Source organism: Arcanobacterium sp. S3PF19 (genome assembly GCF_000758825.1).
In the GTDB taxonomy this organism is placed as follows: Bacteria; Actinomycetota; Actinomycetes; order Actinomycetales; family Actinomycetaceae; genus Arcanobacterium_A.
This window is the reverse complement of record NZ_JRMX01000012.1, coordinates 1-7,532: the sequence shown is the minus strand read 5'-3', so window position 1 is coordinate 7,532 and position 7,532 is coordinate 1. Positions and strand designations below refer to the sequence as shown.

Here is a 7,532-nt window from a genome sequence, read left to right as displayed (position 1 = left end):
CGGCGGCTTTGGTCAGATAGTTGAATTTGGTTTCCAACGTGTTGTTTGCCGCGTCGCGAAGCAGGGTATTGGTGGCAACGCCGCCCGCGGTCCGCCCGGTGATGCTGCCGGATATTTTCACGATCGAGTTGGGCAGCAGACTCAGGTCGTGCAGCAGTACTTCGTTGGGGCCCGGCAGAGTTGCGTGCAGAGGTTCAATGATGGAAGAAAGTGTGCGCAGAATAATGCGCGCCTCGCGTTCGTCGTCGGAAGTGCGCTTAAGACGGTTGGGAGATTTTTTTTCCATTGACGGCACCCGCTTCCTGCATTGGTCAAATATGTACCGATTGTATCCCATTTTCCCTGTGCGAAAGAAACTGCCTTTCGCCGATCGGTGCCTGCCCGGCGCGCCTTTGCGAAACGCGGGCCCGTATCCGGTAGCGTTAAACACGGTTTATACATGAGTCTGCTATCGCGTGAGTGAAATATGATTACTTTTGAAAACGTTTCCAAACAGTACGAGAGAGGTGCAAACCCGGCGCTGCGAAATGTGGATATCAACATTGACCGCGGCGAGTTCGTGTTTCTTGTGGGTGCGTCCGGCTCGGGAAAATCCACGCTGCTTTCTCTGATTACGGCAGAAATACGGCCGACTGCGGGGCGTGTGTTTGTGCTGGGAAAAGACGTATCCGGGATTTCGCCGCGCAGAGTGCACCTTTTGCGGCGGCAGATCGGAACCGTCTTTCAGGATTTTCGTCTTTTGCCCGATAAAAACGTGTTCGACAACGTTGCCCTGGCGATGCAGGTGCTCGGCAGATCCCGGCACGCGATCCGCAAAGAAATTCCGCAGGTGCTGAAAATGGTGGGACTGAACGGAAAAGAAAAACGCAAAATGTATGAGCTTTCCGGCGGGGAAAAGCAGCGCGTGGCAATTGCGCGGGCAATGGTAAACCGTCCGGACCTGCTGCTTGCCGACGAGCCTACGGGAAACCTGGATTTGGATACGGCACTGGGAATTATGCGTCTGCTGGACTGGATCAACCGGCAGGGCACTACGGTAGTGATGGCAACGCATGACGCGGCAATCGTGAATCAGTACCGCCAGCGTGTGATCGAAATTGTGGACGGCAGAGTCGTGCGCGATCAGAAACAGGGAAAGTACGGGGGCAGATTTTAATGAAACTTCGGTTCATTTGTGGGCAGACCTTCAAGGGGCTCCGTGCAAATCTGGCGATGACTGCCTCGGTGGTAATGGTGACTTTCGTGTCGCTGCTTTTTGTGGGGTCGGCGATACTGCTGCAGACGCAGATCGGCAACCTGAAAGACGAGTGGTACGACAAAGTGGAAGTATCGGCTTTCATGTGCCCGAAAGATTCGGCGCGTTCGCAGTGTGCCGCGGGTGAGGCAACCAAAAAGCAGATTAAGGATATCGGCGACTATCTGCATTCGGCCGAACTGAAGCGTTATGTGGATGAGGTTTATTTTGAGTCGAAAGCCGATGCGCTGAAAGCCTTTCGCAAACAGATGTCCGATACCACATGGGCAGACGCGCTGACCGAAGAACAGATGCAGTCTTCCTACCGGGTAAAGCTGAAAAATCCGGAAGAATACCAGGTGGTAGCGGATGCCCTCAGTGGGAGACCCGGCGTGGAATCCGTGATGGACCAGCGCAAACAGCTTGAGCCGCTGTTTAAAATACTGAACCGTTTCACGCTTGCCTCCGGAATTCTGGCGGTCGTGATGATTTTGACCGCCCTGCTGCTGATTCCCTCCACTATCCATCTTTCGGCGATGTTTAAGCGCAACGAAACGGAGATCATGCGTTACGTGGGGGCATCAAACGCGGTAATTCAGCTGCCGTTTATTTTGGAGGGCATACTTGCCTCGCTTGCGGGGTCTGTCTGTGCTTCCGGGACTCTGCTTGTGGTGGTTAAATTCTTTATTACCGATTGGTTCAGGGGCTCATGGGTGAAACTGGTGGGAGTGCACGACGTGCTTTTCGTTGCTCCGATTTTGCTGGCGGCATCGGTGATTATCGCCTCTTTGGCCTCGTTCTTTGCCCTGCGCAGATATACACGTGTGTAGCGGAGGAAATATGCGGACAGTAAGAAAAATAAGTGCTCTTCTCACCGGTGCGGCAATTTTTGCGGCATCGGCCGCGGCGGCTTATTCGCATACCGCGGCTTTTGCGGCGAACAGGAACGATCTGGTGCAAAGACAGCAGCAGGAACAGCAGCGGATTCAAAAGCTGCGTTCGGAGCTGGAAGGCGTAGACGTAGATCTGCAGAAAGCATTTTTGGATTTGGAGCAGACGCGTGCAAAAATTCCCGAAGCGGAAAAGGCGCTCGCCGACGCGCAGGGCGAACTTTCCGCCGCCGAGCGCGAAGCGGAAGAAAATGCGGCTCTGCTGACGGCAGCGGAAAAAGAACTGTCGCAGATTTCCGCGGAAAAAGAGAAATCGGGGGCGCAGGTGCGCAAATCCGTAAAATCGCTGGGTGAATTTGCCCGTGCGGCATACCGCGGCGATACCGCGCCTTCCGCGGTGGAGCTGGTTCTCGGTTCGGGCACGGCAGCCGAATTTATGAACGCGTACAGGATCAGCTCGGCCATTACCCGCACGCAAACGAATGCTTTGACGGCGCATGCCCAGGAAAACGCGAGTGCAAAAAACAAAGAGGCACGCCAGGATGCGGTACGGCAGACAGTGGCCCGGCTGAAAGCCGATGCCGACGAAATCGTGACGAAAAAGCATCGTGCCAAAACGGAGGCCGAAAGCAGGCGCGCGGATCTGCAGTCCCTGGAAAACAAATATGACTCAGACGCAAAATCGCTGCAGGCAAGGAAAGCGGAGTTCAGTGCCTCCATTGCCCGGGCTCAGGCGGAACAGCAGAGCATTGCCGCCGAAATTGCCGCAATAGACGCGAGCAACAGGCGCGCCGCCGCCGGCCGAAACACCGGCGGGGGAGGGGAAGCGGCGGTGGCCGATACGGGCGCCGGCTCGTTCCTGAAATCCCCGATTCCGCCGCCCCTGCATGTAAATTCCCCGATGGGATACAGAATTCATCCCGTTACCGGCGAACGCCGTCTGCATGCCGGAGTGGATCTGCGTTCTGCCTGCGGTCAGGTGCAAAGAGCGGCCGCGGCGGGAACCGTGGTCCGCACAAGCTGGTACGGCACAGGCGGAAATGCGATTATCATTAACCACGGGATGATCAACGGCTCGTCGTGGGTGACCGTTTATCTTCATCTCTCCGCATACCGCGTAAGCGTGGGGCAGCATGTACAGCAGGGCCAGGTGATCGGTCTGACCGGTGCCACCGGGCGCGTGACGGGCTGCCACGTACACTTTGAGGTGCACAGGAACGGTGTGGTGCAAAATCCGATGAGCTATATCGGATAGACGGCGGAAAAATTTGTGCGATGTGAACGGGGCAAGTAATGGCGAAAAAGGGAAATAAGGCAGGTGCGCCAAAGCTGACTCCTGCACAGAAAGCAAAAGCCGAAGCCGATGCGAAAAAGGTGATCGCCCGCAATAAGAAGGCAGCCCATGATTATCACCTGGATCGCCGTTATGAGGCGGGTCTGGTTCTTTCGGGAACCGAGGTGAAAGCTCTGCGAATGGGCCGGGCATCGCTGAACGAGGCATGGATTGAATTTGACCGCCGCGGCGAAGCCTGGCTTGTGGGGGCGAATATCCCGATTTACGCTTTGGGATCGTGGACAAACCATACGCCGACGCAGAAACGTAAGTTACTGCTGCACAGTGGGGAAATTGCGGCCTTGTCGACGAAAGCGCGCGACAAGGGAACAACGGTTGTGCCCTTGGAGCTTTATTTTGTGCGCGGCAGGGCAAAAGTGGAAATTGCCCTTGCCCGGGGCAAACATGAGTGGGATAAACGCGAGACGCTTAAACGCCGGCAGGACGAACGGGAGGCTGCCCGGGCAATGTCGCAGGCGCGGAAAAAGCAGAGATAGCCCAATCCTTACGCATCGTCCAACACGTTTTTGATTCTCTCCGCAACTGCCCTGATCACGGGGACGGTGACCGTATTTCCAAGCTGTTTGTACAGATGCGTATCGGACAGCGGGAGTCTGAACGTATCAGGGTATCCCTGAAGACGTGCCCATTCCCTTGGCGTCATTTTGCGCACATCGTCTTTATTCACATTCCCTCTGATATGCGTTGTCGGTATCATGCTGTGCTCGCGGCGGTCGGTTACAAGATTCCTTTCTCTGCCCATTCCGCCGCAGACGCAGGTGCCGGCGATACCGTCCAAATCCCGTATTACGTAACCGAATCCGTTTCCTTTTGCCGCGTGCCGGGCTTTGTGCGCCCGAAGGGATTCCAGATAGGTGTCCGACAGATAGTACTTTGCCGGAATCGGAGCTTCCTGCAGAATGTCTCTTATCGTTTTCTCCGTTCCGGCGCGTTCGGGGAATGTAAATTCGCCGGGCGCGATATCTTTTCTGAAACAGACGAGATAAATCCGCTCTCTGTTTTGGGGAACGCCGAAATCTTTGGAATTGAGAACGCTGTAAAAGGTCTTGTAGCCTATCTCCTCAAAAGCGCCGGTTATAACACTGAAAGTCCTGCCGCGGTCGTGGTGGACCAGTCCCTTGACGTTTTCGCAGAACACAGCTTTTGGTCTGATTGCCTCACATACGCGCACGACCTGCGCAAACAGCGTTCCTCTTGACTGTCCTCTGTAGCTGTCTGAGAAACCTCCGTGCTTTCCGGCAATGGAAAACGCCTGGCATGGGAATCCCGCCAGGCAGATGTCGAAATCCGGTATGTCGCTTACGGCGATTTTTGTTATGTCGCCTTCTATGGCAGGGGATTTGCCGAAATTTGCTTCGTATGTTTTATTGGCGTACCTGTCCCATTCGGAAACAAACACTGTGCGCGCGTCATCAAATGCCTGCTCGAAACCGAGACGGATCCCCCCGATTCCCGCAAACAGATCGGCAAATCTTGTACTCATATAAACAAATTTATAATTAAATCTCTTTTTACACTATTTTCGGCGACTTTTCCCGCTGCGTTTCACACGGCAGTGTCTTTCGGAAAACAGGCGAGGGAAGGAAAGGGGAGCCGTTTCGCTTTTTCCTGCCCGATAGCGGGCACCGCGTTTTTGCATGCGGTAATTCCGCGCCGGAGCGAAACGCGCCCGCAAATGCCGTCAGAAAATTTCCCAATCGTAGCCGCACGACTGGCACAGCGCCACTTTCGCGTGTTTCGTTTTCGTGTAATTCACGCCCTGGGATTTCTTCCAAAACAAATTGGAGATCCCCAAAGTGCCCAGAGCAGTCAGACCGCGGGCCGTGTTGTTCATGTGCCCTCCGAAGCCTTTTCCTCTGCGTCCTGTTTTTTGACCTTTCTCAAGAAAAGTCACGCACACGTTTTCGCTTTTGCAGCCGGGACAGACCAAAGCCATGATATCCCCAATCCTCGGTATTGTTTTTCGGATACGGAAAAAGTATATACCCGATTTTTCCTTTATTGGCATAAAGCCGCGTGGTTCCTCGGCTTGGCAAAATTCCACACCGTGGTTTGTTTGCGGTCCGCATACCACGCGTGAGAGCCGTCTTTTTTCCACCCATACAGTACCGGTTCGTGCTGCCACTGATATGGGGAGAGGTCAAGTACCAGGGAGTCTTTAACCCAAATGCAACAGCCCGACAGGTAGAAACCAGCATCTTGAAAAGCACGACGGAAGTTCAATCCTTCGGTGTCGGCGTGGAAAACATAGGCTGACCCTCCCTTAGCCGGGGATGCCGCCATGTTGGTGAATGCAGCCGGCAGGAACCGGTAGAAGGTGTCTGCGTCTTGTTTGTCGCCTGCGATTTTCAGGCTGCTGGATGATTTGAAGTCCACGTTGTAAGGCGGGTCTGTGACCACCGGATTAGCCTGTTTGCCGTCCATCAGGGTTTCGACGTCGCTTGGGTTAGTGGCGTCCGCACACATCAGGCGATGCCTACCAATCCTCCAGATATCGCCTGGCCCGGACGAAAGCTGCTGCCTCTAGGGCGGCGTTCAGGTCGAAGTTATCGTCCTCGATACTCTCGTCGTCAAGAGAACCTATCAACTGTTGTATGTCGAATTCGTCGAAACCGGTGAGTTCAATGTCGAAATCGGAAGCATCCGGGTCGGCTATGAGCAGGGCGAGTTTGGAATCATCCCACTGGCCACTGATCTTGTTTAGAGCAACGTTGAGCGCTTTTTCGCGGGTTTCGTCTAGCTCGACGACCACGCAGTCCACGGTTTTGTTCCGTTTGAGTAGATGGGGAAAATCTGGATTATGCCTAAGAAATTTGATCAGGATGCGAAGGATCGTGTGGTTCGTCTTGTTGAGGATCGGGTTCTTGCGGAGAATTTGTCCTTGCAGAAAGCGTGTCAGGTGGTTGCGCCGAGGCTTGGTGTTTCCTTGCATACTGCTCGCCAGTGGGTGCAGCGTTCTCGTCGGGAGGGTCGTGTTCACCGTTTAGAGGAGGACGTGATTGTTGAGAATGCTAGGTTGCGGCGTGAGAATCAGCAGCTGCGTGATACGAACGAGTTACTCAAAGCAGCGTCGGCTTTTTTCGCGTCAGAACTCGACCCGCAACGTCGGAAATGATCGCTTTCATTGACCGGTACAGGGATCGTTTTTCGGTTGAGTTCATTTGCGCGACGTTGAATACTCATCGTGAGGGTGGTTTCATTACCTCTCGTGGTTATCGGCAATCCAAATCTCGTGGGGTAAGTGCTCGCGCTTTGCGTGATGTGGTTGTTATTGAGCGAATCAAACAGGTGCACCGTGATAATTACAGCGTTTATGGGATACGCAAGATGTGGCATGCTCTTCGCCGTGAGGGTATCAGTATTGGACGTGAGCAAACAGCTCGCCTGATGCGTCTAGCAGGTGTGAGAGGGAAGATGAAGGGCAAATGCCCGATAACTACCCGGAAATCAAGTAGGGAAGATACCCGTCCTGATTTGGTAAAGCGTGACTTTAGAGCGCCAGCTCCGAATCGTTTGTGGGTAGCAGATATTACCTATGTTCGCACAGTCAAGGGATTTGTGTATGCAGCGTTCGTAACTGACGTGTTTTCCCGCAAGATTGTTGGGTGGGCGCTATCGGATTCGATGCGTACGAAATCCCTACCGTTGCAGGCACTCAATCAGGCGATCGTGTCAGCTAAGGTAACTGCGGGTCTGGTACATCATTCAGATCATGGATCCCAATACGTAAGCATCGTCTATAACGACACGCTCACCAATGCTGGGATTAGACCCTCAACCGGGACCATTGGTGATTCTTACGATAACGCGCTAGCAGAAAACGTTAACGGCTCGTATAAAAATGAGCTCATCCACACCCGCCAGTGGAACGACGTAATAGAGGTCGAAATCGCGACATTTCAGTGGGTTTCATGGTGGAACGAACACCGCCTCCACCAAGCACTAGGCTACCGCACACCCAGAGAAATAGAGACCGAATATTGGGATACACACAAACACCAAGTAATAATAGAAAACAAGGCAAACGCCTAGGAACAAAACCCAGGACAGTTCA

General features: G+C 53.9%; 8 protein-coding genes and 1 pseudogene. 5 read left to right on the top strand and 4 right to left on the bottom strand.

What is annotated here, in order from left to right:
* Window positions 1–286 (bottom strand): PAS domain-containing protein (locus tag HMPREF1631_RS02600; RefSeq protein WP_034232139.1); only part of this gene is annotated, 286 nt, incomplete at its 3' end.
* 180 nt (window positions 287–466) lie between these two features.
* Here HMPREF1631_RS02600 and ftsE point away from each other — a divergent pair.
* The 4 genes from ftsE to smpB are packed head-to-tail and all read left to right on the top strand — an operon-like array spanning window position 467 to window position 3,954.
* Window positions 467–1,156 carry a cell division ATP-binding protein FtsE gene (gene ftsE, locus HMPREF1631_RS02595; protein WP_034232136.1) on the top strand — a complete coding sequence of 230 codons (690 nt, stop codon included), beginning with the start codon at window positions 467–469 and terminating at the stop codon, window positions 1,154–1,156.
* Window positions 1,156–2,064, top strand: coding sequence for a permease-like cell division protein FtsX (gene ftsX, locus HMPREF1631_RS02590; RefSeq protein ID WP_034232133.1), 909 nt, complete (start codon window positions 1,156–1,158; stop codon window positions 2,062–2,064). Before ftsE ends, ftsX begins: the two co-directional genes overlap by 1 nt.
* Before the next feature lie 10 nt (window positions 2,065–2,074).
* Window positions 2,075–3,379, top strand: a complete 1,305-nt coding sequence (locus tag HMPREF1631_RS02585) for a M23 family metallopeptidase (protein ID WP_052046984.1) — start codon at window positions 2,075–2,077, stop codon at window positions 3,377–3,379.
* Window positions 3,380–3,417: 38 nt separating this feature from the next.
* Window positions 3,418–3,954 (top strand): SsrA-binding protein SmpB, encoded by a 537-nt coding sequence (gene smpB / locus HMPREF1631_RS02580; protein ID WP_034232130.1) that lies wholly within the window; start codon window positions 3,418–3,420, stop codon window positions 3,952–3,954.
* A gap of 8 nt (window positions 3,955–3,962) precedes the next feature.
* On the opposite strand, the gene HMPREF1631_RS02575 is transcribed toward smpB, so the two are convergent.
* The 3 genes and pseudogenes from HMPREF1631_RS02575 to HMPREF1631_RS02565 all read right to left on the bottom strand — a co-directional run.
* Complete coding sequence (locus HMPREF1631_RS02575; RefSeq protein ID WP_034232127.1) at window positions 3,963–4,961, bottom strand: DNA cytosine methyltransferase; 999 nt, start codon at window positions 4,959–4,961, stop codon at window positions 3,963–3,965.
* A gap of 198 nt (window positions 4,962–5,159) precedes the next feature.
* The gene (locus HMPREF1631_RS07085; RefSeq protein WP_156956196.1) at window positions 5,160–5,312 is read right to left on the bottom strand and encodes a hypothetical protein; all 153 of its coding nucleotides are present in this window, start codon (window positions 5,310–5,312) and stop codon (window positions 5,160–5,162) included.
* A gap of 179 nt (window positions 5,313–5,491) precedes the next feature.
* A pseudogene (locus HMPREF1631_RS02565) lies at window positions 5,492–6,239 on the bottom strand (DNA methyltransferase); the annotation flags it as partial.
* 39 nt (window positions 6,240–6,278) lie between these two features.
* On the opposite strand from HMPREF1631_RS02565, the gene HMPREF1631_RS02555 reads away from it, so the two are divergent.
* Window positions 6,279–7,510, top strand: a protein-coding gene (locus HMPREF1631_RS02555; RefSeq protein ID WP_156956195.1) for an IS3 family transposase whose coding sequence is annotated in 2 segments (ribosomal slippage) — window positions 6,279–6,567 and window positions 6,567–7,510 — 1,233 coding nt in all. Because the reading frame shifts where the segments join, the coding sequence is not laid out codon by codon here.
* The last annotated feature ends 22 nt before the right edge of the window (window positions 7,511–7,532 follow it).